Here is a 23,255-nt window from a genome sequence, read left to right on the forward strand (position 1 = left end):
ATTCTGTGCTCACCCAGATAGGAGTCAGATGAGCGCGGGCGTGCAAACCGGAACCATCACCACCCATGTGCCGGCACGGCTGGACCGGCTGCCCTGGTCGAAGTTTCACTGGCGCGTCGTCATCGGTCTCGGTGGGGTCTGGATCCTCGACGGGCTCGAGGTCACCATGGTCGGCAACGTGTCGTCCCGCCTCACCGAGAAGGGCAGCGGCCTCGGACTCACCCCGGCGCAGATCGGGATGGCCGCCGCCTTCTACATCGGCGGGGCCTGCCTGGGTGCGCTGTTCTTCGGCCACCTGACGGACCGCTTCGGCCGGCGCAACCTGTTCATCCTGACCCTCGCGGTGTACCTGATCGCCACCGTCGCGACCGCATTCGCCTTTGCGCCTTGGTATTTCTTCGTTGCCCGCTTCTTCACCGGCTCCGGCATCGGTGGCGAATACGCCGCGATCAACTCGGCGATCGACGAGTTGATCCCCGCCCGCGTGCGCGGTCGCGTGGACCTGATCATCAACGGCACCTACTGGCTCGGTTCGGCCGCGGGCGCGGCCGGCGCGCTAGTCCTGCTGGACACCTCGAACTTCCCGGCCAACATCGGCTGGCGGCTCGCGTTCGGCGTCGGCGCGATCTTCGGCATCTTCGTCTTGCTCGTCCGGCGCAACGTTCCGGAAAGCCCCCGGTGGCTGTTCATCCACGGCCGCGCCGAAGAAGCCGAGCGCGTCGTCGGCGAAATCGAGCAGGAGGTGCAGCGGGACACCGTCAAGCCGCTGCCGCAGCCGGCCGGTCGTCCGCTCAAAGTGCGTCAGCGCGAGACGATTTCGTTCCGGGAGATTGCCAGGGTGGCGTTCACCCTGTATCCGCGGCGGGCGGTGCTGGGGCTGGCGTTGTTCACCGGGCAGGCGTTCCTCTACAACGGGGTCACGTTCAACCTCGGCACGCTGCTGAGTGGCTTCTACGGCGTGCCGTCCGCCAAGGTGCCGCTGTTCTTCATCCTCTGGGCGCTCAGCAATTTCGTCGGCCCGCTGGCGCTCGGGCACCTGTTCGACACCGTCGGCCGCAAGCCGATGATCACCGCGACCTACCTCGGATCGGCCGTCGTGGCCGTCATCCTGGCGGTGCTGTTCGTGACGGGGACCGGCGGCGCCTGGACGTTCATCGCCGTGCTCGCGGTGGCGTTCTTCCTGGCCTCGGCGGGGGCGAGCGCGGCCTATTTGACCGTCAGCGAGATCTTCCCGATGGAGACCCGGGCGCTGGCGATCGCGTTCTTCTACGCGGTCGGGACGGCGATCGGCGGCATCACCGGCCCCCTGCTGTTCGGCCAGTTGATCAACTCCGGACAGCGCGGCGAGGTGGTCTGGTCGTTCCTCATCGGTGCGGCGGTGATGGCCGTCGCCGGCCTGATCGAGCTCTGGCTCGGCGTCGCGGCCGAACGACGCCCGCTGGAAGAGCTGGCATTGCCCCTCACCGTGGCCGACGCCCAGCGCGAGGACGACGAGGAACAACCGGCGGACGCCCCGGACGACGCAGGGTAGACGTCGCCACCGCCGCCGACGCCCGGCGAGCATGGCGGCACGGCGATTGGTTGAATTGCACGGTGATGCGATCCCGGCGCCTGGTTCAGATCCGTCGGCTGCGCGAATGGCTGGCGCTGTGCGCCGCGATCGCACTGATCCCGTGGACCATCTTTCTGGCGTTGACGCTGCCGCAGAGCTACCCGGCTCAGCATTGGCAACTGACCTGGGTCGGCTTCGACGTTCTGCTGCTGGCCTTCATGATCGCCACCGCGGTACTCGGCTTCCTGCAGCACCCCCTGCTCACGCTGTTCGCCTTCGCGACGGGAGTTCTGCTCGTGTGCGACGCCTGGTTCGACGTGCTAACGGCCAGACGTGGCGACTTGATGGTATCGGCCCTGACCGCGGGGCTGGGGGAGTTGCCGCTTGCGGCGGTGCTGATCGCAGGTACGTTGCGGATCGCGCGGCTGCAGGGCCCGCCTTTCGGCCGGTCATGGCCGCCAATCCCGCTGCGGCGGTTGATTGTCCACGCGAAGCGGTCGGGCGCTTCGCCGCCGTACGTAAGCCCTCGGGGGTCGCCCAGAATATAGAATTCGGTCTAGAATCGAGATCATGGCGTTGAGCATCAAAGATCAAGAGGCGGATCGGCTTGCCAGGGAGCTCGCGGCGCGGACGGGCGAGACATTGACCGAAGCAGTGGTGGTTGCGTTGCGGGAACGACTCACCCGTGTCGCGGGGCACAGCAGGTCCATCCCGTTGCGCGAAGAGCTGGCTGCGATTCGGCGCCGTTGCGCGGCGTTGCCGGTGCTCGACACCAGGCCCGCCGAGGACATTCTCGGCTACGACAAGCGTGGGTTGCCGGCCTGATGGTGCTCGACACATCCGCGTTGGTCGCGATGCTCAGCGATGAGGCAGAGGCAGAACTGTTCGAGGCGGCGGTGGAGGGAGATCCCGTCCGGCTGATGTCGACGGCATCGTACGTGGAGACGGCAATCGTGATCGAAACAAGATTCGGTGAACCGGGCGGTCGTGAGTTGGATCTGTGGCTCCATCGTGCCGCAGTCGACCTTGTCGACCTCAACTCCGTTCAAGCCGACGCCGCCCGCGTTGCCTACCGCAAGTATGGCAAGGGGCGCCATCGCGCGGGCCTGAACTATGGCGATTGCTTCTCCTACGCCCTCGCCAAGGTCAGCGGCGAGCCCCTCCTCTTCAAGGGAGACGACTTCGCGCACACCGACATCGGCGTGGTTCTCACGGATCGTTAATAGGCCGACTCGTGCGCTGGCATGCCTTTTCGCCAGACTTTCAACACATCGTCGACGCATTGGCGAACCCGATCTCGCGCGGCCGCCCGGTTGACACCTGACATCAGCAGTTCGTCATAGTTTGTGTCGAGATGCCGGACCGATGCCGCAACCGCGAGGTCAACGGCATCCGGGTCGAGCGCCCGCCCGGCCGCGCTGCGTCCGATCCGGCCGCTACCGCGCATCGCCGCGTATCGCGCTATGTCATCCGCCCGCCCAGCCGGACAGTAAGGAAACAGGTCACGGATGACGGCGGCGAATTCCGCTTGGAACTGGACATCCTCGGATGCGCGCCGCGCCTGATCCCGCTCCTGGCGGCGTGAGCGGGCTTCGGCATCCGATAGACACTCTTGTTCGGCGCGTTCGATCGCGTCCGCCTCCGCCAGAATCCCCTGCCGTTCGTAGCGGTGGCGCGCTCGGCTCCAGCGCACAACGACTGCCGACAGCCCGCTCAGTCTCTTGGCCCGCCTGGGTCAGAGCCGCATCTCCAGACTGCAAGAAGACATGGTGCCCGAGATCGGCGCAGTCCATGCATAGCGGACCGCCGTCTTCCATCCGCAAGAAGCCGCCCGTGCCCCCGCACGACGCGCACGTCCAGTTATTCACCGCTGACACGACGATCAGGTTCGGCGAGCGGTTACGCGGTTCGGTCACAGGCTTCTCGCATTCGGCTGCCGCCTTCGCCGGCGCACGCGCATCACGATAGCGCTCGGCCGCGGGGCGCTGGACCCGGTCGTGCGTCTCACGATCGCAATCATTGCGGACCCAGGGTTGACATCGGCGTAACAGATTCGCCATCGAACGTTCCTACTGTGGGGCGGTCCGCTTTCCGGAACGGAAATCGCGGGCCCCCCTCAGCGATAGGAATTCAATTGAGCGGAAACGCCGTCCGCCTGCAGGCGATCAACAACGTCGAGGCGTATGTCCCCCCGGCCATCAGCTTCGTGCCCGGCGAACCCCCGGGTGAGATCTTCGGGTCGAACGTCTTCACCAAGGCGGAAATGCAAGCGCGGCTGCCCAAATCGGTATACAAGTCGGTCGTGGCGACCATCGAGAAGGGCGCCAAGCTCGACACCGCGGTCGCCGACACCGTAGCGGTGGCAATGAAGGACTGGGCGCTGGAGAAAGGCGCCACCCACTACGCCCACGTGTTCTACCCCATGACCGGCCTGACGGCCGAAAAGCACGACAGCTTCCTGGAACCCATCTCGGACGGGCAGACGCTGGCCGAGTTCGCCGGCAAGACCCTCATCCAGGGCGAGCCCGACGCCTCCAGCTTCCCCTCGGGTGGGCTGCGCAGCACCTTCGAGGCGCGGGGTTACACCGGCTGGGACGTCACCAGCCCGGCGTACATCCTGGAGAACCCGAACGGCAACACGCTGTGCATCCCCACGGTTTTCGTCTCGATGACCGGCGAGGCGCTGGACTACAAGACCCCGCTGTTGCGCAGCCAGCAGGCGATGGGAATCCACGCCGAACGCATCCTGAAGTTGTTCGGCCACCAGGAGCTCAACAAGGTCGTGTCGTTCTGCGGCCCGGAGCAGGAGTACTTCCTGGTCGACCGGCACTTCTTTTTGGCCCGGCCGGACCTGGTCAACGCCGGTCGCACGGTGTTCGGCGCGAAGCCGCCCAAAGGCCAGGAGTTCGACGACCACTACTTCGGGGCGGTGCCCGAGCGCGTGCTGGGCTTCATGATGGACACCGAGCGCGAACTGTTCAAACTCGGGATTCCCGCGAAGACACGGCACAACGAGGTGGCGCCGGGTCAGTTCGAGGTGGCGCCGATGTTCGAACGGGCCAACATTGCCTCGGACCACCAGCAGCTGCTCATGACGGTCTTCAAGACCATCGCCAAGAAGCACGGCATGGAATGCCTGTTCCACGAGAAGCCCTTCGCCGGCGTCAACGGCTCGGGTAAACACGTCAACTTCTCGGTGGGCAACTCCGAGCTGGGCTCGTTGCTGGTCCCGGGCGACACCCCGCACGAAAATGCCCAATTCCTGGTGTTCTGCGCCGCCGTGATCCGCGCGGTGCACAAGTTCGCCGGGCTGCTGCGGGTGTCGGTCGCGTCCGCCACCAACGACCACCGGTTGGGCGCGAACGAGGCACCGCCCGCGATCATCTCGATCTTCCTCGGCGAACAGCTCGCCGACGTGTTCGAGCAGATCGCCAAGGGCGCCGCCACGTCGTCGAAGGGCAAGGGCACCATGATCATTGGCGTCGACACCCTGCCCCCGCTGCCCACCGATGCCGGCGACCGCAACCGCACCAGCCCATTTGCGTTCACGGGCAACAGGTTTGAGTTCCGGGCCCCGGGCTCCGGGCAGACCGTAGCCGTGCCGATGATCGTCCTCAACACGATCATGGCCGACTCGTTCGACTATATGGCCACGATCTTGGAGCAGGCCGTCGCCGACGGCGAGGACTTCGACACGGCGGTGCAGAAACTGCTCACCGACGTCATCACCGAGCACGGCGACGTCGTGTACAACGGCGACGGGTATTCGGAGAAGTGGCAGATCGAGGCCGCCGAGCGGGGACTGCCCAACCTCAAGACCACGCTGGACGCGATCCCCGAGCTGATCAAGCCCGAATCGGTCGAACTCTTCGAGAAATACGGTGTGTTCAACGAACGCGAGCTGCACAGCCGTTACGAGGTCCGCTTGGAACAGTACGCACTGACCATCGCGGTCGAAGCAAAGCTGGCGCTCGAGATCGGGACGACGGTCATCCTGCCGGCCGCGATCCGGTACCAGACGGAGCTCGCGCAGAACGTCGCGGCCTTGAAGAAGGCCGGTGTGGAGGCGAGCACGGCTGCCCTGGAAGGGGTTTCGGCTCCGCTTGCCGATCTGTCCGGGGCGCTGGTGACGCTGAAGTCGGCGCTGGCGGATCACTCGGCATCGTCGGCTCTCGAAGAGGCCGAACATGCACAGCGCGCGCTGCTGCCGGCGATGGACGCGGTGCGCGCGGCCGCCGACGCGCTGGAAAATGTTGTCGCCGACGATCTATGGCCGCTACCCACCTACCAGGAGATGCTCTACATCCTTTAAGCGACTTCGTCCGAATCCTTCTGAGGGACGAACAGACTTCGTCGGGCGTGGGGGTCGGCCGCGCGAGCGGTGGTGATCCGCGGCCCCCACGCCCGGCGATCCGCATCGCGGAAGCGCAAGAATTCCGCAAGGACTTCACCAAGATCTGACAAGTCCTGTGCCGCAACCTTTCCGCTGACGGGCAATCGCTCGTCGGGCGGAAAGGATCTGAAGTGCCGAAAAGCCCGAATGACAGGCCGTACGATGTCGCCATGTCGCTGGAGGTCGGCCAGGTGTTCGCCGGATACACGATCCGGCGGCTGCTCGGCTCGGGCGGCATGGGCCAGGTGTATCTGGCGGCGCACCCGAGGCTGCCGCGCGAGGACGCGCTCAAGGTATTGCCGCCGGAACTGACCGTTGACCCGGAGTTCCGGGCTCGCTTCCTGCGCGAGGCCGACCTTGCGGCGGGGTTGTCGCATCCGCATATCGTCCGGGTTCACGACCGCGGTGAAGAGGACGGGCACTTCTGGATCTCGATGGCCTATGTGCCCGGCACCGACGCAGGCCGGCTGCAGCGCGAAAACCACCCCGGCGGAATGCCGCTCGATGAGGTGGTGTCGATCATCACCGCCGTCGCCTCGGCGCTGGACTACGCGCACCATCGGGGGCTGCTGCACCGCGACGTCAAGCCGGCCAACATCTTGCTGACCGATACCGACGCGCAAGGGCGGCGGGTCTTTCTGGCCGACTTCGGCATCGCGCGGCGCATCGAGGACGCGACGGGCCTGACGGCCACCAACATGACGGTGGGCACGGCGGCCTACGCGGCGCCCGAGCAACTCAAGGGCGAGCCGATCGACGGGCGCGCCGACCAATACGCGTTGGCGTGCACGGCCTTTCACCTGCTGACCGGCGCGGCGCCGTACCTCGACTCCAATCCCGCCGTGGTGATCAGCCAGCACGTCAACGCCCCACCGCCCTCCCTCGCAGCGCGGCGGCCCGAACTGGCCGCCCTCGATCCGGTGTTCGCCACCGCGATGGCCAAGGAGCCCGCGCGCCGGTTCGGCAGCTGCGGGGAGTTCGCCGCCCTGCTGGGCGGTCAGGCGAGCCCGGGCTACGCGTACGCCGGTCAGATTCCGCCCCGTCCGGACAGCGAAACCACCCAGCCTTCGTTCGGCGTCGCCGCGCCCACGGTGCCGCTGCCGCCGAAGAAACGGTGGGGCCGGCGCCCCGCCGTTCTGGTCCCGGCCGTCGCGGGCGTCGCGCTGCTGATCGCGGGCGGCGTCCTGGCGGGGGACCGGCTCACCCGGTCGCATGAGCCGGCGAACGCCGCGGCGTCCACCGCGGCGCCGACACCCAAGCCCCCGCCGCCCAACACCGGTCCCTTCACGGGCGTGTACCGGGCCGACTTTGCGCGGATCACCAGCATCGAGGGGATGCCGCCGCCGGGTGCCGCGCCGACGACCGAGACGTGGGGGGTGAGCTCGGCATGCCGCCCCACCGGGTGCGTGGCAACCGCGACACGTCTCACCGGCGAAACGATGCAGGTGCCGACGATCGTGCTCGACCAGGTCGACGGGAGTTGGGTGTCGGTGACCGCGGGATCGAGCACGTGCAACAACGCCGAGGGCGAAATCTGGGAAACGTTCACGCTGCAACCGCGTCCCGACGGCACGCTCGCCGGCGAGGCCACCGAGATGATGGCCAAAGGTTGCGCCAACAAACGGAACGTGACCTTCACCCGCACCGGAGACGTCGACGTCAAGAGCGTGGCCGACCCCAACACCCTGCCGCCGCGGGTGGTGTCGCCGGCCGCGGGGGTGCACGGCCATTACCGGGAGACGGGCACCCAGCCGAACGGCTACCGGGAGCAGAACGACTTTGCGGTCCGCACGGACTGCCTGCGCACCGGCGACCGGTGCATGAGCTTCTTCCACAAACCACCCCTGTCGGCGATGGCGCTGGTATTCGACGGCGGCGCTTGGACTTACGACCGCGAGTTCGACATGCCCTGCACCAGGGGCGCTGCCGTGGAACACACCAGGATCGTGGCGCATTTTCCCTTGCCGCAACCGCCGGAGGACCCGATCACGTTGATCAGCGGCCGCGGCCACGAGGACGTGACGGGGCCACCGTCGCCTTGTAAAAGCACCGACATCGACGTGAAGTTCGCGCGCACCGGCGATTAGGCGGGCCCGGTCGCTGGCCGCGGCGTGGCCGCCGGCGGGGCCGGGGGCTTCACCGGCCGCCGCGCGGACCCATCATGCAGCCGCCCATCATCTGCTGCATCATCGCGGGCATGCCCTGCTCCACGAACCCGGTGACCTCCCGCGCATGCGCGCGGATGGTATCGGTCAGGGCGGGGTCGTCGGCGGTCTCCTCGGCAACCACACCGGTTGCGGTGAAGGTGAATTGGCGGCGGTAGCCGCCGGCGTGGCGAAACAGCGTCGGCAGGCTCTGGCTCATGCATCGGACCTCGGACCCCTGATCGAGGTGGGCGTACATGCTCGAGACATGCGCCTGCAATTGGGCCGCAAGCTCCGGGGATTTCGATTCGGTGGTGGTGCGGACCCCGCCCGGAATCTCTTCCACGGCGCGGCTGATCTCGCGATGCCGCGCGAACATCTCCATGTAGCGGCTCATGTCCATCGAATCGGCACCCATGAAGCCCCCTCCGTTGGTGAGGCGGATCTGGGCATTGCCGGATGCGGGCAGGCCCCAGCGCACTATTCGCAGACCAAGGGCGCCGGCCGCACCGAATGCCCCGAGCGCGGCAAGTGCCGCCCGCCGCGTGAACTCAGCCATTGCCCTACCTCCACGTTCTGCCGCACCGTCCGGGGCCAAGCTGACCACCTTCGCGGCCCGCGAGCTAGGGCCGATGGTCCCTACCCCCGGTGGGTATATGTGTGGGATCCTTCGAGCCATGACGGAAACACCAGAACCCACGATCGAACCGACCACAGTGACCGGACAGCCCCGGTATGACAACCGATACGGCGCGCCGAGCCGGCTGGGCCAGGCTGCGGCGTGGGTGGTCATCGTCGCCGGGACGCTCTTCGTCGTCTCGGTGATCCTGTTCTGGGGGCTGTTGTTGGGTTGGTCCTCCGGCAGCCACTACGGCTGGTACCGCGGGTATTACGGCGGCCACGCCGGCACCTGCCCGATGACGGGATCCGGCGGCATGATGGGCCCCGGGATGATGGGCCCCGGCGGGATGATGGGCCCGGGCGGCATGATGGGGCCGCCGCAGACGCCCACGACGTCCACCCCGCCGACGCCGCACCCGTAAAGCGCCGCGCGCGCCGAATCGGCTAGTGCAGCAGCCTCATCCGATCAGCTTGGTGAGCCAGGTCGCGTCCTGGTAGTTGACGGACTTGGTGCCGTCCCAGACGAACGGCGTGCCGGTGGCGTTGAGCCCGCTCAACGTCGCGTCGCCCGCCGCGGCCTTGGCTTTGGCGGTGCCGACGTCGTCGCCGCCTTTGATGCAGTCGATCACGCTGGCGTCGACGCCGACGGTCTTGGCCAGTTGGGCGAGCTCGCCATCGGTGCGGTCTTCGGGGGCGTTCTCCGCGGGCTGGAAGGTGCTGGCGAACAACCCGGAGTAGAAGGCGGAGTACAGCTTCGGGTCCTCCTGTGCCGCAACGCAATACGTGGCGGCCACCGCGCGCGTCGAGTAGGTCTTGCTGTGTGACTTGTCATCGAGGAAGTTGAGCAGGTGATAGCGCACCGCCAACTTCTTGTTGTTCACCGCGTTGTCGATGTCGGCGGCGTTCGACCGGATGAAGCTGCCGCACGGCGGGCAGATGGGCTCGTTGAAGATGTCGATCGTCGTCGGTGCCGCCGAGCTGCCGATGGACACGCCGTCGTCGAGCACGCGCAGCTCGACCGCGTCGGGCGGGGGCGGCGCCGGCGTCGGGCTGGACGTGGCCCGCGGCGGCGACGATTGCCACGGATGGGTGGCGACGAGGGCCAATACGCCGACGACGGCCACCACGACGGTCACGGCCGCGCCCACCCACAGCCACGGCTTGCGTCCGGCCCGCGGCGGCTGGCCCCACAACGCTGCGGCGCCGCTGCCCATGTCGCCCGTGCCCCACGTCGGCGTGCCGGGCCACCCCGTCGGCTGCGGCACCGGCCCGCCACCGATCACCGGTGACCCGGTGGCCGGGGTCGCCGGCCACACCGGAGCCTGCGGCGGCCCGTGGTTCGCCATGGCGGGCGGCGGCACGGACGCATACCCGCTTGGTTGCTGGCCGGCGAACGCGGCGGGCAGCTTGGCCACCTGGCTGCGCTCCAGGATGTCGGTGGCCCGATCCTGGTCGGGTGTGGCCAGCGCCGCGTAGGCGGCCGACGACAGGTCGCCGCAGGTGGCATAGCGCTCGGCGGGGTCCTTGGCCATGCCGCGGGCGATCACCGCATCGAACGCCGTCGGAATGCTCGGGCGCGCGACGCTGGGCCGCGGGATCGCCTTGTTGAGGTGGGCTCCCATCACGCTGACGGTGTCGCCCGTGTACGGCGGCGTGCCAGTCAGGCATTCGTACAGCACGCAGGCCAGGGCGTAGATGTCGGCGCGATAGGTCACCTCGCCGTCGCTGAACCGCTCGGGGGCCATGTATTTGACGGTGCCGACGGTGGTTCCGAACTGCGTCAGCTTTTCGTCCGACGTGGCGCTCGCGATCCCGAAGTCGACGAGATACGCGAAATCGTCGGCGCTGACGAGGATGTTCTCGGGTTTCACGTCGCGATGCATCACCCCGGCGGCATGCGCGGCGTCGAGCGCCGAGCCGATCTGGCGCACGATCGCCACCGCCCTGGGCGGCGAGAGCGGCCCGAAGCGACTCAGCGTGGTTGCCAGGTTCTTGCCGTCGATGAGGCGCATATCCACGTAAAGCTGGCCGTCGATCTCACCGAAGTCGTGAATCGGCACCACGTGGGGTTCCTGCAGCCGGCCCGCGGTGCGGGCCTCGCGCTGCATGCGCGAGCGGAAGACCGGATCGCCGGACAGGGTCGGCGACATCAGCTTGAGCGCCACGATCCGTTCCCGCACGGTGTCCTCGGCCTCGTAGACGTCGCCCATGCCCCCACGACCCACCAGCCGCCGCAGCCGATACGGCCCGAACTGCGAACCCTCCCGCGAATCCGCGGTCGTGTCACCCATCGCCGACTCCTCACCCGCCGCCGCGCGCCGCAAACACAGGGAAGCGTGGCCTGCCAGGCATAAGGCTAATGGTTTCGGCGACTTGGGGGCACTGTGAATAGGGAGAAAGCCGACTCACGGCGGCTTTGCTGGCGATCGCGGCTCAGGGCCTCAGGGCCGGACCGCCGGGGCGGGGCGGGGCCGCGACCGGATCAGCGACATTCCTCGTCGCCGGCTTTGCGCTCGCTGAGCCCCTCCCGGGACAGCGCCCGCACGAAGCCGTAAGCCTGCATCCCCGCCGGGCCGGGATTCTTGCCGATCCACTCGTTGATCTTTCCCAGGGCGCTGGCCAGGTCGTCGCGCCTGACCCGGATCAGGTATGTCTTTCGGTCGTCGTGCGGATCGTCGAGGGATTCCGCGACGGCGACGGGGTTGCGGAACGCGTACGCGATGCCGTGCACCGAGTCGTGGTTGAGCGCCCACTGCAGTTCACCGGGCCGTAGCCGGTTGACCGCCAGATTGCGGTATTCGTCCTCGTCGTTCGAATCGCTCACGTGGCCGCTGACCCTCCTTTCCGGTGCCCGCGAGTGGTTGGACGACGACGGACTGAAGGTAGTGTCGCGCAGGCAATTCGACGAAAATATTCCAAGCTTTCATCATAGGAAGCCGCACCACCCGCTGCATGCCGAGCGGCCGTCCAGCAATCGCGACGGCACTCCCGTCGACCGGCCGACGCGACGTAGAGTGACCTCCAGCGCAATTAATGGCTATCTCCGCCGGCTGCGAGGACTGATGACCGAACGCATCGAGACCAGTCGCACCATCCCGGCTCCCGCGGCCGACGTCTTCGCCGTGCTGTGTGACCCGCAGGGCCACGTCGCGATCGACTCGTCGGGCATGCTGCAGGGCGCCGAGGGCGACCCGGTGACGGCGGCCGGCGACAGCTTCGTGGTGCACATGGACCGCGAGTCGCTCAACGACTTCCCGCAATTGGGCAAATACGGCGTCACCGTCAGCATCAAAGACTTCGAGCGGGATCGGCTGATCTCGTGGACGGTTCTCGGTCAGATCCGCCCGCAGATCGGCCACGTGTACGGTTATCGGCTCGAACCCGCCGACGACGGTGCGTCCACCGTGGTCACCTCGTTTTACGACTGGTCGGACATCGACCCGAAGTGGCGGGACGCCGGAATCTTCCCGGTGCTGTCCGAGGGCGCCCTACGGGCGACCCTCGGCATCCTCGACCGCACCGTGCGCCGGGGCTACCCCCGCGGCTGACCCCTCAGCGGCGATATTTCAGGAACAGATAGTCGTCGTAGGCCAACGCGTGCTCGAGCCGCATCGCGACCGGCACCGACAGTCGTGCGGTCCGCCGCAGGCCCACGGGCTGGCCGCCGGCGAGCTTGGGCGCCAGCGTCACGCAGATCTCGGCGATGGCGTCGGCGTCCACCAGTTCGTCCAGCAGGGTGGGTCCGCCCTCGCACAGGATGCGGTCCATGCCCTGTGCGTGCAACAGCGCGACGGCACGGCCCACGTCGACGGAATCGTCCCCGGCCACCAGCGCCCGCGGCCGCCGATCGTCGCCGAGGCCGCCCCGCGCCGCGGACCGGGCGCAGGTCACCAGGATCGGCGGCTGACCGCGCTCGCTGAACAGCCTGGTCGGCAGTTCACCGGTCCGGCTGACCACCGCGATCGGGGGCGGCGCCGTCCGCCCTTCGGCGTCCCGCCTCTCCCGTTGGGCATCGGTGAGCCGCACCGGGCCGTAGTTCTCGGCGCGCGCGGTACCGGCGCCGACCAGGACGACGTCGGCGAAGCCGCGCAGGATCCGCAGCAGGTGCTGATCGGTGGGGCACGACAGCGGCCCGGCGCGACCACCGAAGGCGGCCGCGCCGTCGGCGCTGAAGATCATGTTGGCGCGCACCCCGGCCGGGGGATCGGCGTAGTGCGACGCCAGTTCGGTGACGTCGCCGACGGCGCCCACCCGGACAGGATCGGCCACGTCAGGCCTCGTGGCCGGGTTCCAGGTGGCGCACGTCCCCGAACGTCACCCAATCCTCCAGCTCCCGGGGCGGCTGACCGTCGACCGGCTCCAGCAGATGCCCGACGTGATCACCGAGGGAGAACCGATCGAGGATCTTGCCGACGAACCAGGCCGCCGCGTCGTCGAGGATGGGCAGGTCCGCCGGCCCGCGATGCCACGCGCACCGCTCGAACTTGTTGACGGTGTCGCCGGTCTGGCTGCCGAAGAATTCCGGGACGTCGATGTGCTCGCGGTCGAAGACGTGCACCGCGAGATGGCCGGCGTCGGCGGCGACCCGGAACGTGTGGTTCTTCTTGGAAAGCCCGACCAGGAAGCGCGGCGGGTGGATGCTCGTTTGGCTGGCGAACCCGACCAGGCAGCCGGCGTCGACGCCGTCGGCGTGCGTGGTCACCACGAACATCGGATAGTCCAGCAGGGCTACCAGCTTTTCGAACGCTTCCGCTGTTGCGGACTCTTCCGCTCCGGGCTCGGCCATCCGCTCAGTCTTCCCGTTCGGGTCGCTCGGGAATCGTGGCGGGACCCCTAGGCCTGGCAGCAGGGCTCGTCGGTGGTTGCTCCGAAGGTGTCCGAGTCGGCGATGACGGTGTAGACCTCCCAGCGTTCCCCACCCGGGCCGGTCACCCACACTTTGTCCTGGGCGGCGAAGCAGCAGGTGGTGTTCAGCTCCTCGTCGGTGACCAGCCCCTGATCGCTGAGACGGGCGATCTCGGCGTGCACGGTGTCGCTGGAGGCGACTTCGACGCCGAGGTGGTTGAGGGTGCCGCCGTGGCCCGGGTTCTCGAGCAACACCAGCTTGAGCGGGGGCTCGGCGACCGCGAAGTTGGCGTAGCCGGGTTTGACCTTGGCGGGTTCGGTGTCGAACAGTTTGGAGTAGAACGCGATCGCCTCGTCGAGGTCGTCGACGTTGAGCGCGAGTTGGACGCGGGACATGTTGGCTCCTTTGCGGGTGCGGGTCATGTGGTGGTGGACGTGGGCAGGAGTTCGGTGATCAACGCGCGGACGCGGTCGGCGATGTCGTCGCGGATGGCGCGCACGGTCGCCAGCGGTTGGCCCGCGGGGTCGGGCAGCTGCCAGTCGCGGTAGGACACGCCGGGGAAGTAGGGGCAGGCGTCGCCGCAGCCCATGGTGATCACGACGTCGCTGGTCCGCGCGGCGTCGGCGGTGAGGACGGTCGGGGTGGCGGCCGTGATGTCGATGCCGATTTCGGCCATGGCCGCGACGGCGACGGGGTTGACCTCGTCGGCGGGCTCGGTTCCGGCGGAGCGGACTTCGATCCGGTGTCCCGCCATGCGGCTCAGCAGCGCGGCGGCCATCTGCGAGCGTCCGGCGTTGTGGACGCAGACGAACAGGACGCTTGGTTTGTCGGTCATCGGCGGCCCGTGGGGTTCGGCTCGGTTCGGAACAACCGGGCGCGCAGCGCCAGCGATACGTAGACCAGCCCGACCAGCACGGGCACTTCGATCAGCGGCCCGACCACCCCGGCCAGGGCCTGCCCGGAAGCCGCGCCGTAGGTGGCGATGGCTACGGCGATGGCCAATTCGAAATTGTTGCCGGCGGCGGTGAACGCCAGGGTGGTGGTGCGGGCGTAGCCCAGCCGGAGCAACAACCCAAGGGCATATCCGCCGGCCCACATGATCGCGAAGTAGGCCAGCAGAGGTAACGCGATACGGGCGACATCCCAAGGCCGCGAGGTGATCTGGTGGCCCTGTAGGGCGAACAGGATGACGATGGTGAACAGCAACCCGTACAGGGCCCACGGTCCGATGCGGGGCAAGAAGCGGGCCTCGTACCAGTCGCGCCCGCGGGATCGTTCACCCAGCCGCCGCGACAGGTACCCGGCCAGCAGCGGGATGCCCAGGAAGACGAGCACGGATTGGGCGATGCGCCAAGGGGAAACGTCGATGCCGGTTCGCGGCAGTCCGAGCAGGCCCGGCAGCACCGCGAGATAGAACCAGCCCAGCGCGGCGAACATGGCGACCTGGAACAACGAGTTCAACGCGACCAGCACGGCCGCGGCTTCGCGGTCGCCGCGGGCCAGGTCGTTCCAGATGATGACCATCGCGATGCAGCGCGCCAGCCCGACGATGATCAGCCCGGTGCGGTACTCGGGGAGGTCCGCCAGCAGCAGCCAGGCCAGGGCGAACATCACCGCGGGCCCGATCAGCCAATTGAGCACCAGCGAGCTCACCATCAGCCGGCGGTCGGCGGTGACCTCGTCGAGCCGGTCGTAGCGGACCTTGGCCAACACCGGATACATCATGACCAGCAGGCCGATCGCGATGGGCAGTGAAATGCCTTGTACCGCAATGGCGCTCAACGCCGATCCGAGACCTGGAATGAGTCGGCCCAGCAACAGGCCGACGGCCATCGCCGCTCCGATCCACACCGGCAGGAACCGGTCCAGCATGGACAGGCGGGGCGCGATGGCGTCCGGGGCGGTCACCGTTTCGGTCATGATCCGGTGTCCACGCGCAGGACATTCGAAAGCTGTTGCAAGGCAGAAGGAATCACCCAGTAGTAGACCCAGGTGCCCCGCCGCTCGCAGTCCAGCAGACCGGCCGAACGCAGCAGCTTGAGGTGATGAGAGATCGTCGGCTGCGAGACGTCGAACGTCGCGGAAATCTCACAGACGCAGGCCTCGCCGCCCGGATGGCTGGCGATCAGGCTCAACAAGCGCAGACGCACCGGGTCGCCCAACGCCTTGAACATCGCCGCCAGGTCCGCGGACTGCGCCTCGTCCATGGCGGCGGCGCCGAGCGTCGGGCAACACCCGCGGCTCTGATTCGACATCCATCTATATAAGCATTCATCGAATCAGTGCGCAAGCCCAGCTGCCGTCAGCCTTGGCGCAGCCCCCGCCGCAGCGCGTAGGCGGCGACACCAATGCCCAGCACGATCGCGCCAGCCAGCACCGAAGACAGCGGCATCGCGAAGGCCAGAACGATGCACCCGACCAACCCGATCACGGGGAGCGCGCGGTGCGGTCGGCCCTCATCGGGTCGCAGGGTGAAAGCCGAGGCGTTCGCGACCGCGTAGTAGATCAGTACGGCGAACGACGAAAAACCGATCGCTCCCCGGAGGTCGACGGTGGCGGCCGCGACCGCCACCAGGGCGCCAATCAGCAGCTCGGCGCGGTGCGGGACCCGAAACCTCGGGTGCACGGCGGTCAGCGCGTGCGGCAGGTGGTGGTCGCGCGCCATGGCCAGGGTGGTGCGGGAGACCCCGAGGATCAGCGCGAGCAGCGAGCCCACCGCCGCCACCGTCGCGCCGACCTGGACCACCGGCGCCAGCCAGCCGATCCCCGCCGCCCGCACCGCATCCGACAGCGGCGCCGGGGACTCGGCCAGGCGGCGCGGCCCCAACGCGGTGAGCGCGGCGACGGCCACCAGCGCGTAGACGGCCAGGGCGATGCCGAGCGCGAGCGGGATCGCCCGAGGGATGGTGCGCGCCGGGTCGCGCACCTCCTCGCCCAACGTGGCGATGCGGGCGTAGCCGGCAAACGCGAAGAACAACAGCCCCGCCGCCTGGATCACTCCGCCGACGGTGACACCCGTCAGCCGCAGGGGGTCGGCGCCGACGCTGCGGGAACTGAACACGGCGACGACCACCCCGGCCAGCACCGCCAGCACCACCGCGACGATGATGCGGGTCAGCCAGGCCGACTTCTGCACGCCGGCGTAGTTCACCGCCGTCAGGGCGACCACCGCGGCGACGGCCACCGCGTGCGCCTGCGACGGCCACGCGTAGGCGCCCACGGTCAGAGCCATCGCCGCGCAGGATGCGGTCTTGCCGACGACGAAGCCCCAACCCGCCAGGTATCCCCAGAAATCGCCGAGCCGCTCGCGCCCGTAGACGTACGTGCCGCCGGAGGCGGGGTAGAGGGCGGCCAGCCGCGCTGAGGAGGTGGCGTTGCAGTAGGCCACCACCGCCGCCACCGCGAGGCCCAGCAGCAGCCCGGTGCCGGCGGCACGCGCGGCGGGGCCGAGCGCGGCGAAAATCCCGGCGCCGATCATGGACCCCAGGCCGATCACCACCGCGTCGAACACTCCGAGGGTGCGCCGAAGATCACGGTTGGTCGCGTCCACGGGCGCTAACATATCAAACCAGTTTGATGTATTGTCCGAAGGGTGGCAGCGACCGATCGGGCTGTGGTCCCGCAGCTGATGCAGATGGCGTCGCATCCGGTGCGCTGGGCGCTGCTGACCGAGCTCGCGAACAGCGACCACCGCGTGCGGGAGTTGGCTGCCGCCGTTGACGAGCCGCAAAACCTGGTCTCCTACCACCTGCGGCTCCTGCGTTCGGCCGGCCTCATCGACGCCCGGCGAAGCAACTTCGACGGCCGCGACACCTATTACCGGCTGAACCTGGCCAGGTGTGCGGGTGCGTTCGCCGACGCGGCGACTGCGCTGCATCCGTCGCTCGCGACGGCCCCGACGACACGGCCGGCCGGGTCGGTGCTGTTCTTGTGCTCCGGGAACAGCGCGCGCTCGCCGATCGCCGAGGCGCTGCTGCGAAAGAAGGGCGGCGGCCGCGTCCGTGCCGCGAGCGCGGGCAGTCATCCCAAGGCGCAGATGCACCCCAACGCGGTACGGATCATGCGCGACGTGTACGGCATCGACCTCGCCGGCAGCCGGCCCCGGCCGCTGTCGGCGGTCGCTCGCCGGCGCTTCGATTACGTGATCACGTTGTGCGACAAGGTCCGCGAATACGCTCACGAGCACGGCGTGGCCGCCGCGATGCATTGGAGCCTGCCCGACCCGTCGGCGGTGACCGGCGGAAGCCGGGCGAGCTACCGCGAATTCCGCCGCGTGGCAACCGAACTGGACAGTCGCATCGACTCCCTGCTGCCCGTGCTGGCCCTGCACCCGTCGCCCCGGGAAAGGTGATGATGACCGTCGATCGACGTCGATTCCTGAAAGGCGGTGGGCTGGCGTTGATCGCCGCGGGCGGCAGCGCCGGCCTGGCAGCGGAGGCGTGTTCGCGAAGCGCGCCACCCGGTCCGCCCAACGGCAAACCCGACTACACCCTGCGGATCGGCACCGGACCGGTGGAGCTGGCACCCGACCACATCGTGTCGACCCTGACCTACAACGGCCAATTCCCCGGTCCGCTGTTGCGGTTCAAGGAGGGCCAACGCACCTGGGTGGACATCTTCAACGACACCGATTCCCCCGAGCAGTTGCACTGGCACGGCCAGCACGTGGGTGTCGACGTCGACGGCTCCGCCGAGGAGGGCACGCCCTACATCCCCGCGCGTGGCATGCGGCGCATCTCGTTCGTCCCCGGCCCGGCGGGCTTCCGCTTCTATCACACCCACGTCGTCCCGCGCGCGGATCTGTCCCGCGGCCAATACAGCGGCCAGGTCGGGCCCGTCTACATCGAACCGCGAGAAAACGCCGGTTCCTACGACCAAGAGATCTTCCTGACCCTCAAGGAATTCGACCCCACTTTCAGCCGGGGCGGCGACATGGCCGCCGACTTCCTGGCCGGCGAGCCCGAACCCGACCTCAAGGACAAGGGCGAATCGTCGATGAAGGCCTCACTTGACCGCGGCGACCCGCGCGGCTACGAGGTCAGCTACGGGGCGTTCGCGATCAACGGGCGCATGCTCGGCCACGGCGACCCCATCCGCGTCCAAACCGGTCAGCGGGTGCTGCTGCACGTCCTCAACGGCAGCGCCACCGAGTCCCGCAGCCTGGCGTTGCCCGGGCACACCTTCAACGTCGTCGCGCTGGACGGCAACCCGGTGCCGAACCCCGCATCCGTGCCGGTGCTCTGGCTCGGTGCGGCCGAACGCATTTCGGCGGTGGTGACCATGAACAATCCGGGGGTGTGGGTCCTGGGGGACCTCTCCGACGACGACCGCGGCCACGGCATGGGCATCGTGGTGGAATACGCCGGGCGCGGCGGGGACCCGCAATGGGCGCCGCCGCCACCGTTCAAGTGGGACTACCGGCTGTTCGCGCCGCCCAACCCCGCGCCGCCCCCGGCGCCCGACCGCACCATCGAGATGCTGATCGAAAAGCGCAACGCCGCCGACAACGGCTTCAACCGCTGGACGATCAACGGCACGCCCTTTTCGATGGACACCAACCAACCCGTCCTCGATGTGCAACGGGACAAGCGCTACCGGCTGCGCTTCCGCAACGCGAGCGACGACCTGCACCCGATGCACGTCCACCGGCACACCTTCGAAATCACCCGGATCGCCGGCACACCCACCGCCGGCGTGCGCAAGGACGTCGCGATGTTGGGCGGCTACCAGAGCATGGAGGTCGACTTCGTCGCCGACCAACCCGGCCTGTCGCTGTTGCACTGCCATCAGCAGATCCACATGGACTACGGCCTGATGCTGCTGCTGAACTGCACCTGAGGCGGCAGACCTTACGATTTGCCCATGTCGCTTGACCCAGGGCGGGTGTTCGCCGGGTACACGATCCTGCGGGTGCTGGGCGCGGGCGGCATGGGTCGGGTGTACCTGGCCGCGCACCCACGATTGCCGCGTGAGGACGCGCTCAAGGTGTTGCCGCCGGAAGTGACCGCCGATCCGCAGTACCGCGAGCGGTTTGAGCGCGAGGCCGAGCTGGCCGCCGGTCTCTCGCATCCGCACATCGTGGGCGTCCACGACCGCGGTGAATTCGAGGGCCGGTTCTGGATCTCGATGGACTACATCGCCGGCGCCGACGTGGCCCGCCTCCTGCGCGAGCGGTTTCCGGGCGGGATGCCGGTGGACGAGGCGATGGCGATCATCACCGCGGTCGCCTCGGCGCTGGATTACGCGCATCATCGCGGCTTGCTGCACCGTGATGTCAAGCCGGCCAACATCCTGGTCACCGAGTCGGACGAGCAGGGGCGGCGAATCTTTCTGGCCGACTTCGGCATTGCGCGGCGCATCGATGATGCGGCGGCCCTGACGTCGGCCAAGCTCGCGGTCGGTACGGTCGCCTACGCGGCGCCCGAGCAGCTGATGGCCCGACCGGTGGACGGTCGGGCGGACCAATATGCCTTGGCGTGCACAGCCTTTCATCTCCTGGCCGGTGTGCCGCCGTACGGCGGCCCCAACCATGCGGTTGTCATCGGCCAGCAGCTCAGCGCCCCGCCGCCTTCGATCGGCGCCCACCGGCCGGAGCTGGCCGCGCTGGACCCGGTGTTCGCCACCGCGATGGCCAAGGAGCCGTCCGGGCGGTTCGGCAGCTGCGGGGAGTTCGCCCGGCAATTGCATCAGCACCTCACCGCGCCCGCGCTCGCCGCGCCGCCCACGGCGTCATCGCCGGGCCGGTCGGGCCGGCGCCCCGCCGCGGTGATCGGCATCGTGGCCGGCATCCTGGTGCTGGTCGCGGCCGGCGTGATCGCGGGCCTGAAACTCACCGGGCAACATCACCCGGTCCCGGCCGCGGGACCCTTCACGGGCACGTACCGCACCGACTTCGGGCTGCCCACCGCGCTGGACGACACTGCGGATTCCGCTGCGCCACCCGCGCTGACGAGCACCTACGGGCTCCGTTCGGTATGCCGCCCGAATGGCTGCGTCATGACGGCGCAACGCCTGAACGGCGGCGCCGTGGGCGCACCCACGCTGGTGTTCGACCAGATCGGCGAAAGCTGGGTGGCGGTGGCGACCGCGTCGGACAACTGCCGCGACACGCCAACGGAGTTCTGGCAGGTGTTCACGCTGCGACCGGGCCCCGGTGCGAGCCTTTCCGGCGACTACACCGCGACCACCGCCAATGCCTGCGCGGAGAAGCGGACCGTGACCTTCACCCGCACCGGGGACGTCGACGTCAACGCCGTTCCCGACCCGGCCGCCAACCCGCCGCGGGTGGTCTCGCCGGCCCAGGGGCTCTTCGGCCACTACCACGTGACGTGGACGCTGGCGGACGGGACTCGGCTGCAGGAATTCGACACCGCCGTCAGCACCCACTGCCTGCGCACCGGTGACCGCTGCATGAGCTACTTCCACGAACCGTCGAACGACCTGCCGTTGGTGTTCGCGGCCGGAACATGGACCTGGAACGTCGACGCCACCAGCATGTGTCCGAGGTCGTCGGACACCACGCACCTCAAATCAACCGGCCAGTACCCGTTGCCGCAACCGCCGCAGGATCCCATCGCGAAGCTCACCGGGCGCGGCCACCAGGAACAGACCGCGCCCTGCCCGCTCAACGCCGATTTCGACCAAACCTTCACGCGCACCGGCGATTAGGCCTACGGTGCCGGCAGCCCCACCGGTGGCGAGTCCGGTCCTGTGCGAATTGCCGGTGCGGCGGCGGCCTCAGCATCTACGATCTGCCCATGTCGCTTGAAGTCGGCCAGGTGTTCGCCGGATACACGATCCTGCGGATGCTGGGCTCGGGCGGCATGGGCCAGGTCTATCTCGCGGCGCACCCAAGGCTGCCGCGCGAGGACGCGCTCAAGGTCCTGTCGGCCGAATCGGCCGGCGACCCCGAGTTCCGGGCCCGCTTCCTGCGCGAGGCAGACCTGGCGGCGGGGCTGTCGCATCCGCACATCGTGGCGATCCATGATCGCGGTGAGGAAGACGGCCGGCTTTGGATCGCAATGGATTACGTGGCCGGCACCGATGCCGGCCGGTTGCTGAGCGAAAGCCACCCCGGCGGAATGCCGCCCGAATTGGTGGTCGCCATCGCGACCGCCGTCGGCTCGGCGCTGGATTACGCGCACCATCGGGGGCTGCTGCACCGTGACGTCAAGCCGGCCAGCATCTTGCTGACCGATCCCGACGCGCAGGGACGCCGGATCCTGCTGGCCGACTTCGGCGTCGCGCGCCGGGTCGAGGATGCGACCGGGCTGACGGCGACCAACATGACGGTGGGCACCGCGGCCTACGCGGCGCCCGAGCAACTCAAGGGCGAGGCGATCGACGGGCGCGCCGACCAATACGCGTTGGCGTGCACGGCCTTTCACCTGCTGACCGGTGCGGCGCCGTACCTCGACTCCAATCCCGCGGTGGTGATCAGCCAACACATCGGTGCGCCACCGCCCTCCCTCGCAGCGCGGCGGCCCGAACTGGCCGCCCTCGATCCGGTGTTCGCCACCGCGATGGCCAAGGAGCCCGCGCGCAGGTTCGGCAGCTGCCGCGAATTCGCCGACCACCTGGCCGCAGCGCTGGGCGCCGGCCCCTCCGGGCCCCGCGCCGCCGCTCTCCTCGAAACCCAGCCCGCGGTGGAGGCGACCATCCCCGCCTTGCGACCGACCGCCGCCATGCGGCCCGGGCGGCGTCCGCGCGTGCTGATCGGCGCGCTGGCGGGTGTCGCGTTGCTCCTCGTGTCGGCTGGGGTCTTCGCCGGTCTGAAACTCCTGCGGCACCACGATTCGCGCCACGCCGTCGGGCCGAATCCGGCTGGGGCGCAGGGCAATTCCGCGGCCCCGGCGCCGAACACGGGCCCGTTCACCGGGGAATACCAGGCGCATTTCGGGCAGGGCGGCACCCTCGACGATGTCCCTGCCTCGGCCGCCGCGCCGACGACGGACACCTACGCGGTTCGTTCGGCGTGCGGGCCGACCGGCTGCCGGGCGACCGCGGCAAGGCTCAGCGGCGAGCTGAGGCTCGCGCCGACCTCGGTGTTCGACGAGGTAGACGGGCGCTGGGTGGCCGTGAGCCTGGGCTCGGACAAGTGCAGGGACTCCCCGAAGGCCGAGGTCTGGCAAGTGCTGACCCTGCAGCCTCGGCCCGACGGCACCCTGACCGGCGAATACCGGGGCGCATCCGAAAACGCCTGCAACGAAAAGCGAACGGTGACCTTCACCCGCACCGGAGACGTCGACATCACCAAGCTCCCCGACCCGGGTGCCCTGCCACCGCGGGTCGCGTCGCCCGCCGAAGCGCTACAGGGCCGCTACCACGTCACGCGAAAATTCAAGAGAGCCGTCCCGCCCCAGCAGGGCGACCAGGCCGTCGTCACCGACTGCCTGCGAACCGGGGACCGGTGCATGAGTTATCTGCACTCCAAGACGATCGACACGCCGCTGCTGTTTGCGGGCGGAGTCTGGAACCTGCACGTCGAGCATGACGACAACGACCCCGGCTGTGGCGGGCCGGTGTACGCGAAAGCCACGGGGCAATACCCACTGCCACAGCCGCCACAGGATCCCATCGCGGTGCTCACCGGACACAATCACCTGGACGAGTCCGGCGGCCCCAACTGCCAGTGGAGCCTGGATTACGACGAGACGCTCACGCGCACCGGCGATTAGGGCACGCGACCAGGACACGGGC

The 23,255-nt window shown here is 68.7% G+C and carries 20 protein-coding genes and 2 pseudogenes; 12 read left to right on the forward strand and 10 right to left on the reverse strand.

Features of this window, described 5'->3' with window-relative positions; genetic code table 11:
* The first annotated feature begins 28 nt into the window (after positions 1-28).
* From A5696_RS12935 to A5696_RS12950, 4 genes are all read left to right on the forward strand, one after another.
* Positions 29-1,531, forward strand: a complete 1,503-nt coding sequence (locus A5696_RS12935) for an MFS transporter (RefSeq protein WP_067878852.1) — start codon at positions 29-31, stop codon at positions 1,529-1,531.
* Between the two features lie 62 nt (positions 1,532-1,593).
* A complete protein-coding gene (locus tag A5696_RS12940; RefSeq protein ID WP_156738368.1) occupies positions 1,594-2,100 on the forward strand; it encodes a hypothetical protein in 507 nt (168 codons plus the stop codon).
* A 22-nt stretch (positions 2,101-2,122) separates the two neighbouring features.
* A complete protein-coding gene (locus A5696_RS12945) occupies positions 2,123-2,377 on the forward strand; it encodes a type II toxin-antitoxin system VapB family antitoxin (protein ID WP_067878858.1) in 255 nt (84 codons plus the stop codon).
* Positions 2,377-2,775 (forward strand): type II toxin-antitoxin system VapC family toxin, encoded by a 399-nt coding sequence (locus tag A5696_RS12950; protein WP_067878879.1) that lies wholly within the window; start codon positions 2,377-2,379, stop codon positions 2,773-2,775. Before A5696_RS12945 ends, A5696_RS12950 begins: the two co-directional genes overlap by 1 nt.
* On the opposite strand, the pseudogene A5696_RS28345 reads toward A5696_RS12950, so the two are convergent.
* Positions 2,772-3,456: pseudogene (locus A5696_RS28345) on the reverse strand (DUF2293 domain-containing protein); the annotation flags it as partial. The gene A5696_RS12950 and the pseudogene A5696_RS28345 sit on opposite strands and share 4 nt — an antisense overlap.
* A gap of 230 nt (positions 3,457-3,686) precedes the next feature.
* Here A5696_RS28345 and A5696_RS12960 point away from each other — a divergent pair.
* Together A5696_RS12960 and A5696_RS28875 are read left to right on the forward strand one after the other, a co-directional pair.
* Positions 3,687-5,864: a glutamine synthetase III gene (locus A5696_RS12960; protein WP_067878881.1), complete on the forward strand. Its 2,178-nt coding sequence runs from the start codon at positions 3,687-3,689 to the stop codon at positions 5,862-5,864.
* A 251-nt stretch (positions 5,865-6,115) separates the two neighbouring features.
* A complete protein-coding gene (locus A5696_RS28875; protein WP_067878882.1) occupies positions 6,116-8,032 on the forward strand; it encodes a serine/threonine-protein kinase in 1,917 nt (638 codons plus the stop codon).
* A 49-nt stretch (positions 8,033-8,081) separates the two neighbouring features.
* Here the strand turns inward: A5696_RS28875 and A5696_RS12970 are convergent, their stop codons facing one another.
* Positions 8,082-8,648, reverse strand: a complete 567-nt coding sequence (locus tag A5696_RS12970) for a hypothetical protein (RefSeq protein ID WP_067878887.1) — start codon at positions 8,646-8,648, stop codon at positions 8,082-8,084.
* 118 nt (positions 8,649-8,766) lie between these two features.
* On the opposite strand from A5696_RS12970, the gene A5696_RS12975 reads away from it, so the two are divergent.
* Positions 8,767-9,132 carry a hypothetical protein gene (locus A5696_RS12975; protein WP_067878890.1) on the forward strand — a complete coding sequence of 122 codons (366 nt, stop codon included), beginning with the start codon at positions 8,767-8,769 and terminating at the stop codon, positions 9,130-9,132.
* 36 nt (positions 9,133-9,168) lie between these two features.
* On the opposite strand, the gene A5696_RS12980 is transcribed toward A5696_RS12975, so the two are convergent.
* Entirely contained in the window at positions 9,169-11,001 is a 1,833-nt protein-coding gene (locus A5696_RS12980; protein WP_067878892.1) for a serine/threonine protein kinase PknE, read from the reverse strand.
* Between the two features lie 191 nt (positions 11,002-11,192).
* Positions 11,193-11,534 (reverse strand): hypothetical protein, encoded by a 342-nt coding sequence (locus A5696_RS12985; protein ID WP_067878894.1) that lies wholly within the window; start codon positions 11,532-11,534, stop codon positions 11,193-11,195.
* A 238-nt stretch (positions 11,535-11,772) separates the two neighbouring features.
* Here A5696_RS12985 and A5696_RS12990 point away from each other — a divergent pair, with 238 nt between their 5' ends.
* Entirely contained in the window at positions 11,773-12,258 is a 486-nt protein-coding gene (locus tag A5696_RS12990) for an SRPBCC family protein (protein ID WP_067878896.1), read from the forward strand.
* A gap of 4 nt (positions 12,259-12,262) precedes the next feature.
* On the opposite strand, the gene A5696_RS12995 is transcribed toward A5696_RS12990, so the two are convergent.
* From A5696_RS12995 to A5696_RS13025, 6 genes and pseudogenes are all read right to left on the reverse strand, one after another.
* Positions 12,263-12,979, reverse strand: a complete 717-nt coding sequence (locus A5696_RS12995; RefSeq protein ID WP_067878899.1) for a pyrimidine reductase family protein — start codon at positions 12,977-12,979, stop codon at positions 12,263-12,265.
* A 1-nt stretch (position 12,980) separates the two neighbouring features.
* Positions 12,981-13,496: a flavin reductase family protein gene (locus tag A5696_RS13000; protein WP_067878902.1), complete on the reverse strand. Its 516-nt coding sequence runs from the start codon at positions 13,494-13,496 to the stop codon at positions 12,981-12,983.
* A 47-nt stretch (positions 13,497-13,543) separates the two neighbouring features.
* Complete coding sequence (locus A5696_RS13005; protein ID WP_067879214.1) at positions 13,544-13,951, reverse strand: ArsI/CadI family heavy metal resistance metalloenzyme; 408 nt, start codon at positions 13,949-13,951, stop codon at positions 13,544-13,546.
* A 23-nt stretch (positions 13,952-13,974) separates the two neighbouring features.
* Positions 13,975-15,476: pseudogene (arsB, locus tag A5696_RS13015) on the reverse strand (ACR3 family arsenite efflux transporter).
* Complete coding sequence (locus A5696_RS13020; protein ID WP_067878911.1) at positions 15,473-15,811, reverse strand: helix-turn-helix transcriptional regulator; 339 nt, start codon at positions 15,809-15,811, stop codon at positions 15,473-15,475. Before A5696_RS13020 ends, arsB begins: the two are co-directional and overlap by 4 nt.
* A gap of 47 nt (positions 15,812-15,858) precedes the next feature.
* Positions 15,859-17,106: an APC family permease gene (locus tag A5696_RS13025; protein ID WP_255381569.1), complete on the reverse strand. Its 1,248-nt coding sequence runs from the start codon at positions 17,104-17,106 to the stop codon at positions 15,859-15,861.
* A 42-nt stretch (positions 17,107-17,148) separates the two neighbouring features.
* Between A5696_RS13025 and A5696_RS28880 the strand changes: the two genes are divergently transcribed.
* The 4 genes from A5696_RS28880 (at position 17,149) to A5696_RS28885 (ending at position 23,233) form a co-directional block, all read left to right on the forward strand.
* Positions 17,149-17,907: a helix-turn-helix domain-containing protein gene (locus A5696_RS28880; protein ID WP_304442251.1), complete on the forward strand. Its 759-nt coding sequence runs from the start codon at positions 17,149-17,151 to the stop codon at positions 17,905-17,907.
* Positions 17,904-19,394: a multicopper oxidase family protein gene (locus tag A5696_RS13035; RefSeq protein ID WP_067878917.1), complete on the forward strand. Its 1,491-nt coding sequence runs from the start codon at positions 17,904-17,906 to the stop codon at positions 19,392-19,394. Before A5696_RS28880 ends, A5696_RS13035 begins: the two co-directional genes overlap by 4 nt.
* 24 nt (positions 19,395-19,418) lie before the next feature.
* Positions 19,419-21,224: a serine/threonine-protein kinase gene (locus A5696_RS27995; RefSeq protein WP_082969006.1), complete on the forward strand. Its 1,806-nt coding sequence runs from the start codon at positions 19,419-19,421 to the stop codon at positions 21,222-21,224.
* A gap of 89 nt (positions 21,225-21,313) precedes the next feature.
* Positions 21,314-23,233, forward strand: a complete 1,920-nt coding sequence (locus tag A5696_RS28885) for a serine/threonine-protein kinase (RefSeq protein ID WP_067878923.1) — start codon at positions 21,314-21,316, stop codon at positions 23,231-23,233.
* The last annotated feature ends 22 nt before the right edge of the window (positions 23,234-23,255 follow it).

The organism is Mycobacterium sp. E2699 (genome assembly GCF_001666745.1).
Taxonomy (GTDB): Bacteria; Actinomycetota; Actinomycetes; order Mycobacteriales; family Mycobacteriaceae; genus Mycobacterium.

Coding starts and splice junctions, on each gene's coding strand:
- A5696_RS13000 (WP_067878902.1), bottom strand. CDS start 13,496: ATGGCCGAGCCCGGAGCGGAAGAGTCCGCAACAGCGGAAGCGTTCGAA.
- A5696_RS13020 (WP_067878911.1), bottom strand. CDS start 15,811: ATGTCGAATCAGAGCCGCGGGTGTTGCCCGACGCTCGGCGCCGCCGCC.
- A5696_RS28885 (WP_067878923.1), top strand. CDS start 21,314: ATGTCGCTTGAAGTCGGCCAGGTGTTCGCCGGATACACGATCCTGCGG.
- A5696_RS12935 (WP_067878852.1), top strand. CDS start 29: ATGAGCGCGGGCGTGCAAACCGGAACCATCACCACCCATGTGCCGGCA.
- A5696_RS12945 (WP_067878858.1), top strand. CDS start 2,123: ATGGCGTTGAGCATCAAAGATCAAGAGGCGGATCGGCTTGCCAGGGAG.
- A5696_RS13005 (WP_067879214.1), bottom strand. CDS start 13,951: ATGTCCCGCGTCCAACTCGCGCTCAACGTCGACGACCTCGACGAGGCG.
- A5696_RS28875 (WP_067878882.1), top strand. CDS start 6,116: ATGTCGCTGGAGGTCGGCCAGGTGTTCGCCGGATACACGATCCGGCGG.
- A5696_RS12975 (WP_067878890.1), top strand. CDS start 8,767: ATGACGGAAACACCAGAACCCACGATCGAACCGACCACAGTGACCGGA.
- A5696_RS12970 (WP_067878887.1), bottom strand. CDS start 8,648: ATGGCTGAGTTCACGCGGCGGGCGGCACTTGCCGCGCTCGGGGCATTC.
- A5696_RS12950 (WP_067878879.1), top strand. CDS start 2,377: ATGGTGCTCGACACATCCGCGTTGGTCGCGATGCTCAGCGATGAGGCA.
- A5696_RS27995 (WP_082969006.1), top strand. CDS start 19,419: ATGTCGCTTGACCCAGGGCGGGTGTTCGCCGGGTACACGATCCTGCGG.
- A5696_RS12990 (WP_067878896.1), top strand. CDS start 11,773: ATGACCGAACGCATCGAGACCAGTCGCACCATCCCGGCTCCCGCGGCC.
- A5696_RS12980 (WP_067878892.1), bottom strand. CDS start 11,001: ATGGGTGACACGACCGCGGATTCGCGGGAGGGTTCGCAGTTCGGGCCG.